This is a genomic window from Micromonospora salmantinae, assembly GCF_022230905.1.
GTDB lineage: Bacteria > Actinomycetota > Actinomycetes > Mycobacteriales > Micromonosporaceae > Micromonospora > Micromonospora salmantinae.
On sequence record NZ_JAKKFG010000045.1, the window covers coordinates 200,301 to 216,774 of the forward strand.

At 70.7% G+C, this 16,474-nt stretch carries 15 protein-coding genes; 6 read left to right on the top strand and 9 right to left on the bottom strand.

Features of this window, described 5'->3' with window-relative positions:
* Positions 1 to 235: 235 nt before the first annotated feature.
* Positions 236 to 1,405 (top strand): acyl-CoA dehydrogenase family protein, encoded by a 1,170-nt coding sequence (locus PSH03_RS29820; protein WP_210784907.1) that lies wholly within the window; start codon positions 236 to 238, stop codon positions 1,403 to 1,405.
* A gap of 298 nt (positions 1,406 to 1,703) precedes the next feature.
* Positions 1,704 to 2,693 (top strand): Acg family FMN-binding oxidoreductase, encoded by a 990-nt coding sequence (locus PSH03_RS29825; protein ID WP_210784906.1) that lies wholly within the window; start codon positions 1,704 to 1,706, stop codon positions 2,691 to 2,693.
* A gap of 123 nt (positions 2,694 to 2,816) precedes the next feature.
* Here PSH03_RS29825 and PSH03_RS29830 read toward each other — a convergent pair whose 3' ends face one another.
* Complete coding sequence (locus PSH03_RS29830; protein ID WP_210784905.1) at positions 2,817 to 3,392, bottom strand: hypothetical protein; 576 nt, start codon at positions 3,390 to 3,392, stop codon at positions 2,817 to 2,819.
* A gap of 192 nt (positions 3,393 to 3,584) precedes the next feature.
* The gene (locus PSH03_RS29835) at positions 3,585 to 4,550 is read right to left on the bottom strand and encodes an Acg family FMN-binding oxidoreductase (RefSeq protein ID WP_247669681.1); all 966 of its coding nucleotides are present in this window, start codon (positions 4,548 to 4,550) and stop codon (positions 3,585 to 3,587) included.
* A gap of 200 nt (positions 4,551 to 4,750) precedes the next feature.
* Here PSH03_RS29835 and PSH03_RS29840 point away from each other — a divergent pair, with 200 nt between their 5' ends.
* Positions 4,751 to 5,389 carry a response regulator gene (locus PSH03_RS29840; protein ID WP_210784904.1) on the top strand — a complete coding sequence of 213 codons (639 nt, stop codon included), beginning with the start codon at positions 4,751 to 4,753 and terminating at the stop codon, positions 5,387 to 5,389.
* Between the two features lie 3 nt (positions 5,390 to 5,392).
* Here PSH03_RS29840 and PSH03_RS29845 read toward each other — a convergent pair whose 3' ends face one another.
* The 6 genes from PSH03_RS29845 to PSH03_RS29870 all read right to left on the bottom strand — a co-directional run bounded on the left by PSH03_RS29845 (position 5,393) and on the right by PSH03_RS29870 (position 11,452).
* Positions 5,393 to 7,021, bottom strand: coding sequence for a GAF domain-containing sensor histidine kinase (locus PSH03_RS29845; protein ID WP_238691329.1), 1,629 nt, complete (start codon positions 7,019 to 7,021; stop codon positions 5,393 to 5,395).
* Between the two features lie 247 nt (positions 7,022 to 7,268).
* Positions 7,269 to 7,883, bottom strand: a complete 615-nt coding sequence (locus tag PSH03_RS29850) for a hypothetical protein (RefSeq protein WP_238691070.1) — start codon at positions 7,881 to 7,883, stop codon at positions 7,269 to 7,271.
* Positions 7,880 to 9,268: a hypothetical protein gene (locus PSH03_RS29855; protein ID WP_238691071.1), complete on the bottom strand. Its 1,389-nt coding sequence runs from the start codon at positions 9,266 to 9,268 to the stop codon at positions 7,880 to 7,882. Before PSH03_RS29855 ends, PSH03_RS29850 begins: the two co-directional genes overlap by 4 nt.
* Positions 9,265 to 10,065, bottom strand: a complete 801-nt coding sequence (locus PSH03_RS29860) for an ABC transporter ATP-binding protein (RefSeq protein WP_210784928.1) — start codon at positions 10,063 to 10,065, stop codon at positions 9,265 to 9,267. The genes PSH03_RS29855 and PSH03_RS29860 overlap by 4 nt, the downstream gene beginning before the upstream one ends.
* Before the next feature lie 35 nt (positions 10,066 to 10,100).
* Positions 10,101 to 10,904, bottom strand: a complete 804-nt coding sequence (locus PSH03_RS29865; RefSeq protein ID WP_210784900.1) for a zf-HC2 domain-containing protein — start codon at positions 10,902 to 10,904, stop codon at positions 10,101 to 10,103.
* On the bottom strand, positions 10,901 to 11,452 hold the full coding sequence (locus PSH03_RS29870; RefSeq protein ID WP_210784899.1) for an RNA polymerase sigma factor: 552 nt from the start codon (positions 11,450 to 11,452) through the stop codon (positions 10,901 to 10,903). The genes PSH03_RS29865 and PSH03_RS29870 overlap by 4 nt, the downstream gene beginning before the upstream one ends.
* Before the next feature lie 307 nt (positions 11,453 to 11,759).
* Between PSH03_RS29870 and PSH03_RS29875 the strand changes: the two genes are divergently transcribed.
* Positions 11,760 to 13,052 (top strand): multidrug effflux MFS transporter, encoded by a 1,293-nt coding sequence (locus tag PSH03_RS29875; RefSeq protein ID WP_238691072.1) that lies wholly within the window; start codon positions 11,760 to 11,762, stop codon positions 13,050 to 13,052.
* Positions 13,053 to 13,100: 48 nt separating this feature from the next.
* On the opposite strand, the gene PSH03_RS29880 is transcribed toward PSH03_RS29875, so the two are convergent.
* Positions 13,101 to 13,772: a hypothetical protein gene (locus PSH03_RS29880; RefSeq protein WP_210784898.1), complete on the bottom strand. Its 672-nt coding sequence runs from the start codon at positions 13,770 to 13,772 to the stop codon at positions 13,101 to 13,103.
* 23 nt (positions 13,773 to 13,795) lie between these two features.
* Between PSH03_RS29880 and PSH03_RS29885 the strand changes: the two genes are divergently transcribed.
* Both PSH03_RS29885 and PSH03_RS29890 read left to right on the top strand, forming a co-directional pair.
* Positions 13,796 to 14,314 carry an acyl-CoA thioesterase gene (locus PSH03_RS29885; RefSeq protein WP_091394150.1) on the top strand — a complete coding sequence of 173 codons (519 nt, stop codon included), beginning with the start codon at positions 13,796 to 13,798 and terminating at the stop codon, positions 14,312 to 14,314.
* 143 nt (positions 14,315 to 14,457) lie between these two features.
* Positions 14,458 to 16,455, top strand: a complete 1,998-nt coding sequence (locus PSH03_RS29890) for an acetoacetate--CoA ligase (RefSeq protein WP_238691073.1) — start codon at positions 14,458 to 14,460, stop codon at positions 16,453 to 16,455.
* Positions 16,456 to 16,474 lie beyond the last annotated feature (19 nt).

Consider the following 16,474-nt stretch of genomic DNA (forward strand, 5'->3'; position numbering starts at 1 on the left):
TCGCGCTGGCGTCGCGTCGTCGCGTCGCATTCTGCTGCGGCGCCTGGGCGGGGCACCGGAGGGTGGCTCACTGTCTCAATCTCCATCATCGCTGAGCGCGTTAGGTGCACCGTCCTGCCCATCCCTACGCGCCGGTAACATCACCTGAACTGCAGTCGCTAGTCTTCAGTCTGCGCGGTCGGCGGTCAGGAGTCGTCACAGACTGCGCATGATAGTGGTGAAGGGGAGGGCCGAGATGGCCGCAGGGGAGTCGTTCGACGTCTACCGGTTGCCCGAGGAGCACGAGGCGATCCGGGAAGCAGTGCGAGAGGTCTGCGCCGCGAAGGTGGCTCCGCACGCCGCGGAGGCCGACGAGACCGGGGAGTTCCCCAAGGCGTCCTACGACGCGCTGCGAGCGGCCGACTTCCACGCCCCGCACGTTCCCGAGGAGTACGGCGGCGCGGGCGCGGACGCGCTGGCCACCGCCATCGTGATCGAGGAGGTGGCCCGCGCCTGCGCGTCCTCCTCGCTGATCCCGGCGGTGAACAAACTTGGCACCATGCCGCTGTTGCTGTCCGGTTCCGCCGATCTCAAGACTCGTTACCTGACGCCGGTCGCGGCCGGTGAGGCGATGTTCTCGTACTGCCTCTCCGAGCCGGAGGCGGGCAGCGACGCGGCGTCCATGACCACCAGGGCGGTACGTGACGGGGATCACTGGGTGCTCAACGGTGTGAAGCGCTGGATCACCAACGCCGGGGTGTCCGAGTTCTACACCGTCTTCGCGGTCACCGACCCGTCCGCCCGGTCCCGGGGCATCTCGGCCTTCGTGGTCGAGAAGTCCGATGCCGGGGTGAGCTTCGGCGCGCCGGAGAAGAAGCTCGGCATCAAGGGCTCGCCCACCCGCGAGGTCTACCTCGACAACGTGCGGATCCCGGCCGACCGGATGATCGGCGCGGAGGGCACCGGCTTCGCGACCGCGATGAAGACCCTGGACCACACCCGGGTCACCATCGCGGCGCAGGCCGTCGGGATCGCGCAGGGCGCGCTCGACTACGCGAAGGGGTACGTGGCCGAGCGTCGCCAGTTCGGCAAGGCGGTCGCCGAGTTCCAGGGGATCCAGTTCATGCTGGCCGACATGGGCATGAAGCTCGAGGCGGCCCGGCAGCTCACGTACGCGGCCGCCGGCAAGTCGGAGCGTGGCGACGCGGATCTCACCTACTTCGGCGCGGCGGCGAAGTGCTTCGCCTCCGACGCCGCCATGGAGATCACCACCGACGCGGTGCAGTTGCTCGGTGGCTACGGCTACACGCGGGACTACCCGGTCGAGCGGATGATGCGGGACGCCAAGATCACCCAGATCTACGAGGGCACCAACCAGGTCCAGCGGATCGTGATGGCGCGGCAACTGCTGGCCGGCGTCGTCTAGGTTCTTCGATCCCGCCGACCGGCCGCCGCGACGACCGGTCGGTGTGCGGTAAAGGGACCTATGGCACCGCTACGTGGGCCTGCGGTCCCTGTCCCCGGCATGGTCGGATGGCGTTGGGTTGGCGGGATGGAAGGAGTCACGATGATGACCAGACCGATCATCGTCGGCTACGACGGTTCCGGGGTGCTCGCGACGCTCTGCGGTGGGCACTGAAGGTCCCGGGTTCGTGGGCCGTCGTCTGACTGGCTGAAGACGCCGTGCCCGCACCGCACGCAGGTTGACCCAGAGGATGAGAACGATGAATCGGGACACCAGTACGCGACAGAGTACGACCGCCCTCGCGAGTGCCGCAGCGGCCGCCGGGTACGCACCCTCGGTGCACAACACCCAGCCGTGGCGGTGGCGGATCGCCGCCGACGGGCTCGAACTGTTCGCTGAACGCAGCAGACAACTGAACGCGACCGATGCCCCGGGGCAGCTCCTACTGCTCAGCTGCGGAGCCGCGTTGGACCATGCCCGGGTCGCCCTCGCTGCGGAGGGCTGGACCGCCGAGGTCGAGCGGCTACCCGACGGCACGCAGCCTGATCTTCTGGCCCGGCTGAGGCTGACCGGCAGGACGCCGGTAACGGCCGAGGCGGTTCGCCTGGCGCAGACAATGCAGTTCCGGCACACCGACCGTCGACCCGTCAGCGATGAGCCACTGTCGGCGGACGCGCTGCGAGCCATCAAGGAGGCGGTGTCGCCCGAAGCGCGAATCCAGATCCTGTCGTCGGACCAGATCCTCGAACTGGCCGCTGCGGCGTCCAGGGCCGCCGCTGTTGAGGCCGCCGAACCCGAGATCCGGGAAGAACTCGAGTACTGGACCGGACGGGCCCGACCTGCGGGTGCCGGCTTGCCGGCCGAAGTGCTTCCCGAGCGGGAGCAGCAAACGACCGTCCCCGGACGCGACTTCGGTCGAGCGGGAACGCTGCCGATCGGCCCAGGACATGATCGAGTGGCTGTCTACGCAGTGCTGTACGGCGACGAGGACGATCCGTGCGACTGGCTACGCGCCGGCGAGGCACTGTCGGCTGGCTGGCTACGGGCCACCGAACTCGGCGTGTCCGTCGTACCCCTCAGCGGTGTCATCGAGGTGGCGAGCACGCGACAGACTCTGCGGGCTCTGTTGGCCGGTCTCGGCCACCCGCACCTGGTGCTTCGGCTCGGGATCGCCGACTCGGAACACGCCGGCCCGCCACGCACCCCACGGTTGCCGGTCGCGCAGATCGTTGACACGTCCGGCGCGTGAGTCCCGCGCAGGCCGGGGTTGGGAGTAGACGCCCCGCTCGGCGCCGTAGGGGTGCAGTCGTGGATGTGTGACCTGACGAAGGCCGGCCCCGCCAAGGCGGGGCCGGCCTTCGTGCAATGCGACCTACGTGAGCCAGGGCAGCTTCTTGACCAGGGGAGTGGTGGCCCACCAGCCGCCGAGACCGAGGGTGGTGCCAGCTCCAGCGGCGGCGATCCCGATGAGCAGCACGGCCAGGATGAGATGGTCGTCGATGACGGGATTCGTTGTGGGGGGCAGTGCGACGGTGTACATCATGGTGAGCATCAGCGCCCCGGCGCCAGCGGCGATCCGCATCCCGATTCCCAGCAGCAGGGCGACGCCGATGGCGGCCAGACCAACCATGAACGCAGTGTCGGCGAACGCGGTACCGGCCAGGTTGTGGTATGCGCCAGCGAAAGGCCCTTCCGCTCCAGCGAGGAACCCCTTCGTGGGGTGGCCGCCGTCGATCCAGCCCTTACCGGCCGGGGTTGCGTAGCCCAGGCCGAACAGCTTGTCCACGAACGCCCACAGGAAGATGAACCCCATTCCGATCCGGGCGGCGAACCAGGCGTACCTCGCCACTGCCCGGGCGGTAGCGCCGCCGCCGGTGGTCCGTGCCGCCTCCGTCCCCGATGCGAGGTGGGGGATCCTGTCGTGACGCGGGGGGACGATGGTGGTCATTGCATCCTCCAAGTTCGCCGCCAGCTCGGTCGTCCGGCGCTCAACTACAGTTCACGGCATCCCGGGTGATGCCAGTAGGACCAGTGGGCATCGATGCCGCAGGACCAAATCCCCTGCTCGCCGGGACCTCCGTCCCGCTCCGAGGATGGGGCGGGACTGGGACGTTCGTCCGGGCGGCTACGGGCCCTGCGGTCAGGCGAACTCGATCATGTCGTCCACGTCCCGGCGTGGGGACGGCCTACCTGACTGTCCGTAGCCGATTCGCATGACCATCTGAGGCGTGCCGTACTTGCCGAGCGCCAGTCGTAGTTGCTCGCGGGCCCGGGTGACCTCGATGGGTTGGGACAGCATCGAGACGGCGAGGCGGTTGTCGGTGGCGGTGAGGAGTACGCGTTGCAGCGCCTGGCCAGCGGTGATCTGGTCGGTGGCGCTGTCGCCGTACGAACCGAGCACAGCGACGAGTGGTTCGGGTTCGAAGTCCCGGCCGGGTGCGCGGGCGCGTACCCCGAAGGCCCGTTGGGGAAGCAGGTCCTGTGGTTCCGGGACCGGGCCGCCCGACTCGATCGGGACACCGTCACCGGCGGGTGATGTCCGGACCCACCGCGTCAGCTCAGCCTGGTAGTCGGAGTCGCGTTCCAGAAACCGGTTGGCGCTGTGAGCGATTTCGGCGACCGTCTGGACCGCGCCAACTCCGATGACCATCTCCAGCCACGCGCCCTCGGCGCGGGCGGCCTCGATCAGACGCCACCGGGCATCTGCCGGGACCGGGTTGGGCCAGAACGGCCTGCGGTTGCTGTGCCGTCGGAAGATGGCGGCGTACAGGTCCCGCTCGGCGGGCGTGGCGGGCCGTGGGCGGCCGGGGACCAGCCGGGCCACGGCATCCAGGTCATGTGGGCACGGGCGGAGGTGGACGTCCGGCGGTGTGCCGGTGACCGCAAGCGCTAGGCGTAGGTTGAACACGGCGGCACCGCAACTGAGCCGCGCCGCCCAGCGGGTGGGGTCGCTGGCCGGCAGTAGCCGGTCCGGATCCATCCGCACCTCGATCCCACCGGCGGAGAGCCGGAAACGCCAGGGCTGGCTGTTGTGCAGTGACGGTGCGCGAATCGCCGCGGACACCGCGGGACGCAGCTCGGCAGGAGTGAACGCGGTGCGGATCATGGTGACATACCTCGGAGTCGCAGAGTCGCAGGTCAGCCAGGTCAGGTTCTGGTTTGAGCCCTGCCCCCACGATCGCCTCGACCAGGCCGGGCCGGCAGGGCCGGACGTCCCAAGGAGCCGGGCCCCAGTCCCCTGTCTGTCGGTGAGCAACGGGACCTTCGGCCCTGTGTCCGCCGGAGCCGCACCGGTAGAAAAGGGAGATGATCCGTGTCTTCCTCCTCGACGACCACGAGGTCGTACGCCGTGGTCTGGCCGACCTGCTCCACGCCGCCGGCGACATCGAAGTGGTGGGTGAGTCGGGGTCGGCACGGGAAGCCACCGCGCGCATCCCCGCCTTGAAGCCGGACGTGGCTATTCTCGACGCCCGGTTGCCCGACGGCAGTGGCATCGATGTGTGCCGCGACGTTCGGACTGTGGACTCGTCGATCCGAGGTCTGATTCTCACCTCCTATGAAGACGACGAGGCGCTGTTCGCGGCGATCATGGCGGGTGCTGACGGATATGTGCTCAAGCAGATCCGCGGCACCGACCTCGTCGACGGGGTCCGCCGGGTGGCCGCGGGCCAGTCGTTGCTCGACCCTGCGGTGACCCAGCGCGTGTTGGAGCGCATCCGCAACGGCGTCGAGCAGCCGCGCGAGCTGGAGATGTTGACCGAACAGGAGCGCCGGATCCTGGGGTACGTAGCCGAAGGGCTGACCAACCGCGAGATTGCCGGAAAGATGTTCCTCGCCGAGAAGACCGTCAAGAACTACGTGTCGAGCCTGCTGGCGAAGCTGGGGCTGGAACGGCGTACCCAGGCGGCGGTGTTGGCCACCCGGCTGTTCGGCCGGCACCCGTGAACCTCACTCGCCCAGCGGAACGCTCCAACGCAGGCGCGTGCCGCGCGGTTGGGCTGGTTGCACCGCGAAATCACCACCCAGGCCGAGGGCGCGCTCGCGCAGGTTGACCAGGCCGCTGCGGGCAGCATCGGGGCTCGTGCCCACCCCGTCGTCGTCGACGGTGAGGGTGAGCCGTGGCCCGTCGACCTGGACCAGCACCTTGACCTGGCTGGCGCGCGCATGCCGGATCGTGTTCGACAGCGCTTCCCGGAGCACCGCGAGCAGGTCGGGACGTACGGCGTCCGGCACCGCGCTGTCGATCGGTCCGGATATCTCCAGCGCCGGCCGGAAACCGAGCGACCTGGCGGCGTCGTCAACCGCATCGCGGATCTCGGTGCGCAGGACGGCACTCATGGGAGCCCGTAGTTCGAAGATGGCCCGCCGAATGTCCCGGATCGTGGAGTCGAGTTCGTCGACTGCCGCGTTGACCCGTTGACCGACCTCGGGCCGGGCGATCAGCGGTGCGGTGCTCTGCAACTGCAACCCGGTGGCGAACAGTCGCTGGATCACCACATCGTGCAGGTCGCGGGCGATCCGCTCACGGTCCTCGAGGACGACGAGGAGTTCCCGCTCCTCCTGCGCACGGGCGCGCTCCATCGCCAGCGCCGCCTGCGCGGCAAAGCTGGCCAGCAGTGGCACGTCGTCGTCACTCTGCCGCACCTGACCGGCCGGGTATGCCACGACCAACACGCCGTACAGGGTCTCGCCCGCCGACAGCGGGGACACCACTGCCGGCCCCTCGGTGACCGGAGCGGGCCAGGGCGCAGCCTTGGCCAGGCTCTCGATGGCTGTGTGTCGTCGGCCCGTCACCGAGGCGGCGAAGGTGGTCTCGGCGGCCGGCAGGACCGCACCAACCAGCGGAGGAGTGGTTCCACTGGTCGAGTCGACGACCTCGATGGTGAACCGTCCAGCCTCCTCGTCGTAGAGCAGGACCAGAACCAGTTCGGCGTCTGCGACCTCGCGAGCGTGGCGGGCGACGAGACCCAGCGCCTCCGTGCGGCGGACCTCACCCAGCAACACGGTCGTGATCTCGGCGGTGGCCGCCAGCCAACGCTCGCGACGGTGGGCGACGGCGTACAGCCGGGCGTTCTCGATCGCGACGCCGGCAGCGGCAGCCAACGCGACGGCGATCTCTTCGTCATCCTCGGTGAACTCGACCGCGCCTCGCTTCTCCGCCAGGTAGAGGTTGCCGAAGACCTGATCCCGGATGCGGATCGGAACGCCGAGGAAGCTGTGCATCGGGGGATGGTTCGCCGGAAATCCGTAGGACTGTGGATGCTCCGTGATGTCCGGCATTCGTACCGGACGGGGGTCGGCGATCAGCAGGCCGAGCACACCCCGGCCATGCGGTAGGTCGCCGATCCGGGCATGTGACTCGGCGTCGATACCGTGCGTGATGAACTCCGTCAGGAGCCGGTCCGGGCCGATCACACCCAGCGCGCCGTAGCGGGCACCGAGCAGCTCACATGCGGCTTCGACGATGCGTCGCAACGTGCTGCGTAGATCGAGATCGGAGCCGATCGCCACCACCGCGTTGAGCAGAGCGCGTAGCCGCTCACGACTGGTGACCACCTCACCGACCCGATCGAGCATCTCCTGCAGCAGCTCGTCCAGACGCACCCGGGACAGCGGGCTCAGCCCCAACAGAGGGACGTCCCGCTGGTCGTCGTCGGACCCGCGGTGCCCGTCGTCAGCAAAGTGCGACGTATCCATTCCCTGATGCTACGAGCAGCCAACGGAATTGACGTGCCGTGCCGTTCGGGGTTCCCGTCTCCTCGCCGGACCAAGCGGTCGATGGTCCGTGCTCCGACACCGGCGGGCCGGACCACCGACGGATTCGTCACCGGTCGGGGGCCGTCTCGCTCGCCGGCCGCAGGGGGCAACCCCGCAGGGCGTACGCCAGCAGACCCGTCACCGCCAGGGTGGCGGCGCAGGCGGTGGCGGCGGTGGTCCCGGCGGGTTGGATCAGCCAGCCGGCGACCTGCATCTTCAGATCCCGGCTGGGCCCCATCATCGGCAGCACCGCGATGAGGGTCCAGGTCAGCGGGGCGATCCAGGCCAGGGCGGCACCCAGCACTGTGGCGCCGAGCGCGGTGAGCCCGAGCAGCCCCGCGGTGTTGCGCAGCATGAGGGCGAACGGCTCGTAGCGCGTCTCGGTGAGCATGCTGAGCGACAGCAGCGCGGTGATCGCGCCGGCGGCGAGCAGCAGGTGCCCGGCACGGCGTACCGGCCAGTTGACCGCCATGGTGTGGTCGAGGGCGTCGTCGGCGCCGTTGAGGGTGGTGCCGACGGCGACCACCGCCAGCATGATGGCGAGGCTGGCCGTCCGGGCGCTGATGGTCGTCGAGTCGGTGTAGGCCAGCGACAGCGCCCAGGTCAGCGCGATCAACGAGGTCGCGGTGGTCAGGGCGAGAGGCACCCGGCGGGAGCGCAGGTGCAGCCCAAGCCACCTCACGGCTGATCCCCCGGCAGGATCGCCACCAGCTCGTCGTCCCGGCAGGCCAGTACGCCCTCGCGTACCGCTGCCATCCGCCGTCGTTGCTCGGCCTCCGGCAGGCTCACCAGCGCCTGGTACGCGCTCCTCAGCAGCGCCATCTCCTCGGGTGCCCATCCGGTCTGCGGGACCGGTGGTCGACCGGTCAGCCAGGCGGCGGCGACCATCCGGGCCCGGTATACGTCGCCCCGGATCGACTGTTCGCCGCACTCCTGCTGCCAGGCGGCCTCCAGCAGGGACGGCAGGAAGTAGTCGCCGGACAAATCGGCGCGGCCGACGCGGTCGATGGTGGGGGTGTCGAAGACGATCGTGTCGGCGGAGTGCCGGGCCGGTGCGGTGTCCGGGTCCAGCCGCGCCCAGTAGGTGACCTGTTGGGTCTCCACCGCGCGGACCGGTGCGTTGGGCAGCTTCGCCGCCATCATGTCGAGCGCCTGGCGGGCGGGGCCGACGACGGCGGGCAGCAGCCCGGCGTGTGCCCGCGTCACGCAGACCTGTGGGCCGTCGTTGTCGCAGACCAGCTCGATGGCGACCGGGTCGACGACCGCCGCCCCGCGGGCTCCGCCGACGGGCAGGAGCGGTACGGCGACCGCGACCCCGAGCAGCGCCGGGAGCACGGCGAACGCGATCGCGCGGCGACGGACCGCGCCGAGCAGCAGCAGGCCGGTCGCGGCGAGGGACACCAGCCACAGCGCCTGGAGCAGGCTGACCCGCGTCGCGATCGTCTGGAAGTCGTCCAGGCCGGTGATCGCCGGCACGAGCAGCACCGCCGCCGGTTCCGGGCGGAACTGCGCGAGATCCGTGCCCATGGCGGGCGACATGGCCAACTCCGGCACCAACCCCACCAGGACGAAGCCGACCACGGCGAGTACCGGCGCGGTGATCACCCGGGGCACGGCCCGGCCGGCGGCCATGCCCAGCCAACCCGCGGCGATCAGCGCCGGAACGCCGACCGCGAGGACGACGATCGTCGCGCTCGGGAAGTAGTTCGACGTCGGCACCACCCATCCGGCCGCGATGAGAAACACCAGGAGGTACGCGGTTACCACCGAGACCGCGAGAGCGCCGGCGGTCGGGACGACGCGCTGCCACCGCGGCCGGACGGTGCTGGCGAACAACTCGTTGACCCGGTGGCGCGCGTCGCGCCGGCCCATCCACGCCCCACCGGCCAGCGCGAGCGGCAGCAGCACCATCAGCAGCGACCGGGCCATCACCGCCAGCTGCATCCACCGTCCCGCGAAGAACTGGGTGGACGACAGCAGCAACGCCGCACCGCTCACCAGTATCAACAGGGCGGTGCCCAGCGCCGCCGAGCGGCGCAGTTCGATGCGGAGGATGCGTCCCGTCATGCCGACACCCGCCCACGGTAGGCGCGCAGCACCGACGAGTAGCCGCGTTCGGTGGCGCTGTCACCGGCGTCGCCGGCCCCACCCTGTTCGGTCAGTTGCCCGGTGGTGCCCTGCCACACCAACCTGCCCTCACTGATCAGCACCACGTCGGAGCAGGCCACCGCGACGTCCTCAACCAGGTGGGTGGAGACGAGTACGCAGCTGTCCAGGCCGATCTCTCGCAGCAGTTCGCGGAAGTCGAGGCGCTGCTCCGGGTCCAGGCCGACCGTCGGCTCGTCGAGCAGCAGCACCGCCGGGTCGTTGACGATCGCCTGGGCGATGCCGGCGCGGCGCAGCATCCCGCCGGACAGCGTCTTCATCCGGGAGTCGGCGCGGTCCGCCAGACCCACCCGTTCGACGGCCCGCTGCACCGCACCAGGGATGACGGCCTTCGGCATCTCCTTGAGCCAGGCGATGTACTCGACGAACTCCCGGACGGTGAAGCGCGGGTAGAAGCCGAAGTGCTGCGGCAGGTAGCCGAGGCCGCGGCGTACCTGGCGGAGGTCGGCGTTGCCGGTGACCTCGCCGCCGAGCAACGTCAGCCGCCCACCGGCCGGCTTCAGCACAGTGGCCAGGGCTCGCATCAACGTCGTCTTTCCGGCGCCGTTGGGGCCGAGCAGCCCGTGCACACCGGTGCCCAGCCTCAGGTCGAGTTCGTTTACCGCGAGGTGTCGGCCGGCCCGGACCTGCAACTTCTCGGCGTGCACCGCCCACGCGTAGGTGGACGGGGCGGTCTCGGCCACGCTGACCGTACGCATCATGATCTCTCCCATTCGGCAGTGGCTCGATGTCGTCATCGGTGCAGAAGGTTCTGGTGCGGTTCGTGCGGCCGTCGCCACGCCCGAACGAGTACGACGGCCGTCAACGCCACTGTGGCGAGCGCCCATCCCGGCAGGCTGCCGCCGGTGAGGACCGTCGGAAGTTGCCCGTCGGCGAGGCTCGGCCCGACCACACCGGCGGACCAGGCGACGGTCAACGCGAGTGCGGCGCGGTCGACCCCCACCACAGTGCCCAGCGCCAACGCGCCGGCGGTGAACCCCAGGGCGGGCAGCAACCAGAGGCCGGGGGAGTGACCGGTGACCCAGCCCGCCACCGCCAGCACCGGTATGACCGCCGACAGCACCCCCAACGTGCGGCGCATCAGCAGCGGCAGGCCGGTGCGGGGCATGGTGGCCGTCAGTTCCCAGGCCGGGTCGAGGCGCCGGCTCCAGACCGCGGCCACCGGCAGCAGCGGCGCCACCGGCGCGATGAGCAGCACCAGGGACGGCAGGCTGTTGAACGTCCACTCGAACAGGGCCGCGGCCAGCATCAATCCGGTGGCGGTGACCAGCCAGGGCAGCACCCGGGCGGCGACACCCGTGCGCAGCAGCCGACGACGGCGTACCGGGCCCGGGCCGGTGGCGATTCCGGTGGCGATTCCGTCGGCCACCCGGTCCAGCAGGTCCCGGGTGCCCGGGTCGACGGCGTCCGTGAGCACCGCTCGGCAGGCGGCGCAGGTTTCCAGGTGCGCCTCGACCGCCCAGATGGTCGTGTCGTCGACGCCGGCAGCACCAGAGGCGTACTGGGAGATGAGGGTGGGCGTCGGGTGAGTGGTCATGACAGCGCCTCCCGGAGGGCGATTCGGGCTCGTCGGGCCCGGGTCTTCACGGTCCCCTCCGGCATACCGAGCAGCAGTGCGGTCTCCCGCGCGGTCAGCCCGTCGAGGACCATCGAACGCAGCACCTGACGGAGTTCCGCAGGTAGCTCGTGCAGGGCACGCTCCAGGTTGGCGTCCATCCCGCCGGCCAGCGCCTCGTCCTCGGCCGCCGGGGCCACGGTCTCGAAGGTCTGCACCGACGGAACCCGCTCCCGTCGGGCCCGGTGGCGGAACGCGTCGATCAGCCGGTGCGCGGCGATCGTCCACAACCAGCCCACCGCGCTGCCGGAGGTGGAGGACTGCGCCTGACTGCCGGCCGAACGCCAGACCGCCAGGTACGTCTCCTGCAACACCTCGGCCACCACGTCCTCGTCGGCGCAGCGCCGGCGCAGTCGCGCGGTCAACCACGGGGCGGTACGCCGGTACAGCGCGTCGAACGCGCGCCGGTCGCCCCGAGCGACGCGGCGAAGGAGTTCACCCTCGTCGAGCCCGTCCACACTTCGTTTCACACCAGGCAAGACGACGCGTACCCCGGCCCCGGTTCTGATTCTGATATGACCTCGGTCACATTGGATCTGTGCGGACGGAGCGGGGTGACTCCCCACACACCGGGAACGTCACCCGTCGCCGAGGTGTTGCCGAGCGAGAGGATCACCCTCGGATCATCGCCCCACCCGGCCGCCCCCGCCACGACCCTGCCTCGTCACGTCCACGCTGCCCGCCGTCGGGCATCCCACACCGTGCCGCCACGTCCACGCGGTCCCGGTGACGCCCCGCGCCGCCGCTCGTGACGACGCCTCCCGCAGAGAGATCGAGATGATGAAGCAGTTGGTGGAGAAGCCCGGACGCGATTCCGCCGTCGCGCAGGAAGTGCTGCCCGGCGACCTGATGACCAACCGTCAGCGGGCGCAAATCGTCCTCGTGCTGGGCGCGTTGATCGCGATCGGGCCGTTGACCATCGACATGTACCTGCCCGCGCTACCCGCCATCACGGCGGGCCTGCAGACCACCGAGACCGCCGTGCAGTTGACGCTGACCGGCACGCTGGTCGGCCTCGCGTTGGGCCAGTTGCTGATCGGGCCGCTCTCCGACGTGGTCGGGCGGCGGGTGCCGCTGCTGGCCGGGTTGGCCGCGCACATCGTGGCCTCCGTGCTGTGCGTCTTCGCACCCAACATCGCGGTGCTCGGTGGGCTGCGCGTACTCCAGGGGCTCGGCGTCGCCGCCGCCACAGTGGTCGCGACGGCAGTGGTCCGCGACCTGTTCAGCGGGGCCTCCTTCGCCCGGATCTTCTCCCGGCTGATGCTCGTCATGGGCCTGGCGCCCATCCTCGCGCCGACCCTGGGCAGCGGCCTGCTGAGCTGGACCGACTGGCGGGGCGTCTTCGCGGCGCTGGCGGTGCTGGGCGCGCTGTTGATCGTCGTGGCCGCTCTCCGGCTCCCGGAGACCCTTCCGGTGGCGCGTCGGCGGCACGGCGGGGTGCGCGCCACGCTGCGCGACTACCGGGGCTTGGTCAACGACCGGGCGTTCGTCGGCCTGGTGCTGGTCGCCGGGCTGGCGATGGCGGCCCTGTTCGCGTACGTCTCGGGTTCGTCGTTCGTGCTCCAGCAGGAGTACGGCCTCGACGAGCAGCAGTTCGGCATCGCCTTCGGGGCCGGCGCGGTGGGCCTGATCGGGGCCACCCAGTTCAACGTTCGGCTGCTGCGCCGCTACACCCCGCAGCAGATCCTGGTCAGCGCCCTGATCGCCGGAACGGCGGCCGGCCTGCTGCTGGTCATGTTCGCGGCGACCGGCGTCGGTGGCCTGGGCACCCTGCTCGCGTCACTGTGGCTGGTCCTGGCCGCCGCCGGCCTGGCCCTGCCCAACGCGCCGGCGCTGGCCATGAGCCGGCACAGCGAGGCCGCTGGCACCGCCGCGGCGCTGCTCGGCGCTGTGCAGTTCGGCATCGGCGCGGTGTCGGCGCCACTGGCCGGTCTGTTCGGCACCGGGAGCGTACCGATGGCGATCGTCATCGCGGGCGGCATGGCCGCCGCGCTGATCGTCATGCTCCTCGTGGTTCCCCGCGCCAGCCTCGGCACCGTCGACCCGGATCTTGCGGTCGCGCTGCACTAGCCCGGAAGAGATGGAGGGGCGGGCCGGTCCACCGGCCCGCCCCGACGATCAGCGGATCTCGGTGGTGTCCTCGGGGCGCGGTTGGCCGCGCGGTGGGGCGGACCAGGGTGATTCGCCACCCACCCGGCGGGGCAGCGGCTCGGTCGGTGTCGAGTCCGCCGGGTAACCCAGAGTGAGGGGCGCGGTGTCGCGCTCCGCGGGCGCGGGGGCCGGCCAGTCGGTCAACGTGAAGTCGTCGTTGCGGGGGCCTCCGTCCGACGCGGGGGTGGGTGCCGCGGCCGGTTCGGTCGCCGGGCTCGGCCACTGCCGCCAACGCTGTTGGCTGAAGGTCGCCATCAGCAGCAGCAGGCCGAGCAGGAAGAGCGTGCCGTTCTCCACGGGCAGTCGCAGCGGCAGAGGATCGCCGAACACCTTCCACTCGTGCGGGATCGCGTCCCGCACCGAGAAGGGCGCCACGAACATCCCGATGTACGGGATGACCAGCAGCGCACCGGCCACCAACGGGCCCAGCGGTGAGAAGCGCAGCGTGCCCAGCAGGCCCAGCAGGACACCGCCGACACCGAGGTACACGGCCGGCTCGATCAGGTTGGCGGTGTTGAACGTGCCGATCTCCACCCAGCGGTCGACCGTCCGGCTCGACCCGTCCTGCCCCAGTGTGACCAGCACCCAGGTGATGGGCGCCACCACCAGCCCGGCGAGGAAGCTCCAGAGATGTCGCATCCGCGCACCGTACCGTTTTCGACATGACTGAGCACCTCTCCGCCGCTCCAACCGGCAAGCCGACGTCGTACTCGCGCGTCACTCTCAGCAAGATCATGACCGCAGTGGACGTCAACCTCTACGGCACGGTGCACGGCGGAGTTCTGATGAAGTTCGTCGACGACGTGGCCGGGGCCGCTGCCGCCCGACACAGCGGCGGGACCGCGGTGACCGCGGCGATCGACGAGATCGTCTTCTCCGAGGCGGTCCGGGTCGGCGACCTGGTGCACGCGCACGCCCAGGTGAACTGGACCGGCCAGACGTCCATGGAGGTGGGCGTGCGGGTGGTGGCCGAACGGTGGGACTCGGCCGAGGACGCGCCGGTCCGGGTGGCCACCGCGTACCTGGTGTTCGTCGGCGTGGACGTGGGTGGGGCGCCGCGGGCGGTCCGCCCGGTGCTGCCGGAGACGGCGGAGGACGAGCGCCGGTACAAGGAGGCGGAGATCCGCCGCGCGCACCGGCTGGCCCGCCGCCGTGCCATCCAGGCCCACCGCGCCGGCTGACCCACATGAGGTGGCGGGTTGGAGTGTGGGACGGGCACGCGTCGGTTGGCCTACCCGGTGCGCAGAATGGCGCTTCGAGGTAGGGCAAGATGGCGCCACGGCCCAGTCACAGTGTCGTGTCGGGCCAGGGGGAGGGTGGAGCAGTGGGTGACATGCTGTGGACGCCGCCGGCGGACGTACGTGAGCGGTCCCGGATCGGTGCCTACCTGCGCTGGCTGCGGGAGCACCGCGGGTTGGACTTCGCCGACTACGACGCGCTGTGGCGCTGGTCCACCACCGACCTGGACGGGTTCTGGCGCTCGATCTGGGACCACTTCGAGGTGATCGCGCACACCCCGCCGACCGCCACCCTGGCCGAGCGGCGGATGCCCGGCGCCCGTTGGTTCCCCGACGCCACGCTGAACTACGCGGAGAACGTGCTGCGGATGCCGGGGCGCTCCGACGACGACCCGGTGGTGATCTCCCACGGGCAGACCCGGCCGCCGGTCACATTGACCGCCGGTGAGCTGCGCGAGCAGGTCCGCCGGGTGTCGGCCGGGCTGCGCCGGCTCGGCGTCACCGCCGGTGACCGGGTGGCGGCGTACGCCCCGAACATCGCCGAGACGTACGTCCTGCTGCTGGCCACCGCCAGCCTTGGCGCGATCTTCTCGTCCTGCGCGCCCGAGTTCGGCACCCGCAGCGTCACCGACCGTTGGCAGCAGATCGAACCGACGGTGCTGGTCGCCGTGGACGGCTACCGGTACGGCGACAAGCCGGTGGACCGGCGCGCCGAGGTCACCGCGATCCGGGCCGCCCTGCCGTCGCTGCGCCACACCGTCAGCATCAGCTACCTCGACCCGACGGGCCCCGCCCCCGAGGGCGCGCTGGGCTGGGCCGAGCTGACCGCGCCCACCGACGAGCCGTTGACGTTCACGCCGGTGCCGTTCGACCACCCGCTCTACGTGCTGTACTCCTCGGGCACCACCGGGCTGCCGAAGCCGATCGTGCACGGTCACGGCGGCATCCTGCTGGAGCACCTGAAGATGCTCGCCCTGCACCACGATCTGGGCCCGGCCGACCGGTTCTTCTGGTTCACCACCACCGGCTGGATGATGTGGAACTTCCTGGTCTCCGGCCCGGCGGTGGGGGCGACCATCGTGCTCTTCGACGGCAACCCGGGGGTCCGGGCTGAGCCCGGCCGGCCGGCCGAGCCTGACCTCGGTGGGCTGTGGCGGCTGGCGGCGGAGACCGGGACGACGTACTTCGGCACCTCAGCGCCGTACCTGCTGGCCTGCCGTAAGGCCGGGTTGGTTCCCCGGGAGGCCGCCGACCTGTCAGCGCTGCGCGGCGTCGGTTCCACCGGTGCGCCGCTGCCCGCCGAGGGCTTCCGCTGGGTGTACGAGACCGTCGGCGACCACGTCCAGCTCCAGTCGCTCTCCGGTGGCACCGACGTGTGCACCGGTTTCGTCGGCGGCGTGCCGCTGCTGCCGGTGTACGCCGGTGAGATCGCCTGCCGGGCGTTGGGCGCCAAGGTCGAGGCCCGTTCCGCCGACGGCACGCCGGTCATCGGCGAGCTGGGCGAGCTGGTGATCACCGAACCGATGCCGAGCATGCCGGTGGGTTTCTGGAACGACAGGGACGGCACCCGCTACGCGGAGGCGTACTTCGGCGTCTACCCGGGCGTCTGGCGGCACGGTGACTGGATCACCATCAACGAGCGGGGTGGCTGCGTGATCACCGGCCGCTCCGACGCCACCCTCAACCGCGGTGGGGTGCGGCTCGGCACCGCCGAGTTCTACTCGGTGGTGGAAGGGCTCGACGAGGTGCTCGACTCGGTCGTCGTGCACCTGGAGGACGACGAGGGCGGCGCCGGTGAGCTGCTGCTCTTCGTGGTGCTGGCCGAGGGTCTGGAGCTGGACGACCCGATGCGCGCGAAGATCTGCCGTGAACTGCGTACGGCGCTCTCACCCCGGCACGTGCCCGACGAGATCCACCAGGTGCGTTCGGTGCCCCGTACCCTCTCGGCGAAGAAGCTGGAGGTGCCGGTCAAGAAGATCCTCACCGGCACCCCGGTAGACCAGGCGGCGGCCAAGGGTGCCCTGGTCAACCCCGAGTCCCTGACCGCCTTCGCCGCCCTGGCCCAACGCCGCACGACGTCCTGACCCCCATCCCCCCGCGATC

Excerpts from the sequence above, each read along its gene's own strand:
- PSH03_RS29860 (WP_210784928.1), bottom strand. The coding sequence starts at position 10,065 with ATGCGTACGGTCAGCGTGGCCGAGACCGCCCCGTCCACCTACGCGTGG.
- PSH03_RS29840 (WP_210784904.1), top strand. The coding sequence starts at position 4,751 with ATGATCCGTGTCTTCCTCCTCGACGACCACGAGGTCGTACGCCGTGGT.
- PSH03_RS29885 (WP_091394150.1), top strand. The coding sequence starts at position 13,796 with ATGACTGAGCACCTCTCCGCCGCTCCAACCGGCAAGCCGACGTCGTAC.
- PSH03_RS29835 (WP_247669681.1), bottom strand. The coding sequence starts at position 4,550 with ATGATCCGCACCGCGTTCACTCCTGCCGAGCTGCGTCCCGCGGTGTCC.
- PSH03_RS29875 (WP_238691072.1), top strand. The coding sequence starts at position 11,760 with ATGATGAAGCAGTTGGTGGAGAAGCCCGGACGCGATTCCGCCGTCGCG.
- PSH03_RS29825 (WP_210784906.1), top strand. The coding sequence starts at position 1,704 with ATGAATCGGGACACCAGTACGCGACAGAGTACGACCGCCCTCGCGAGT.
- PSH03_RS29855 (WP_238691071.1), bottom strand. The coding sequence starts at position 9,268 with ATGACGGGACGCATCCTCCGCATCGAACTGCGCCGCTCGGCGGCGCTG.
- PSH03_RS29845 (WP_238691329.1), bottom strand. The coding sequence starts at position 7,021 with ATGCTCGATCGGGTCGGTGAGGTGGTCACCAGTCGTGAGCGGCTACGC.
- PSH03_RS29820 (WP_210784907.1), top strand. The coding sequence starts at position 236 with ATGGCCGCAGGGGAGTCGTTCGACGTCTACCGGTTGCCCGAGGAGCAC.
- PSH03_RS29865 (WP_210784900.1), bottom strand. The coding sequence starts at position 10,904 with ATGACCACTCACCCGACGCCCACCCTCATCTCCCAGTACGCCTCTGGT.
- PSH03_RS29880 (WP_210784898.1), bottom strand. The coding sequence starts at position 13,772 with ATGCGACATCTCTGGAGCTTCCTCGCCGGGCTGGTGGTGGCGCCCATC.
- PSH03_RS29830 (WP_210784905.1), bottom strand. The coding sequence starts at position 3,392 with ATGACCACCATCGTCCCCCCGCGTCACGACAGGATCCCCCACCTCGCA.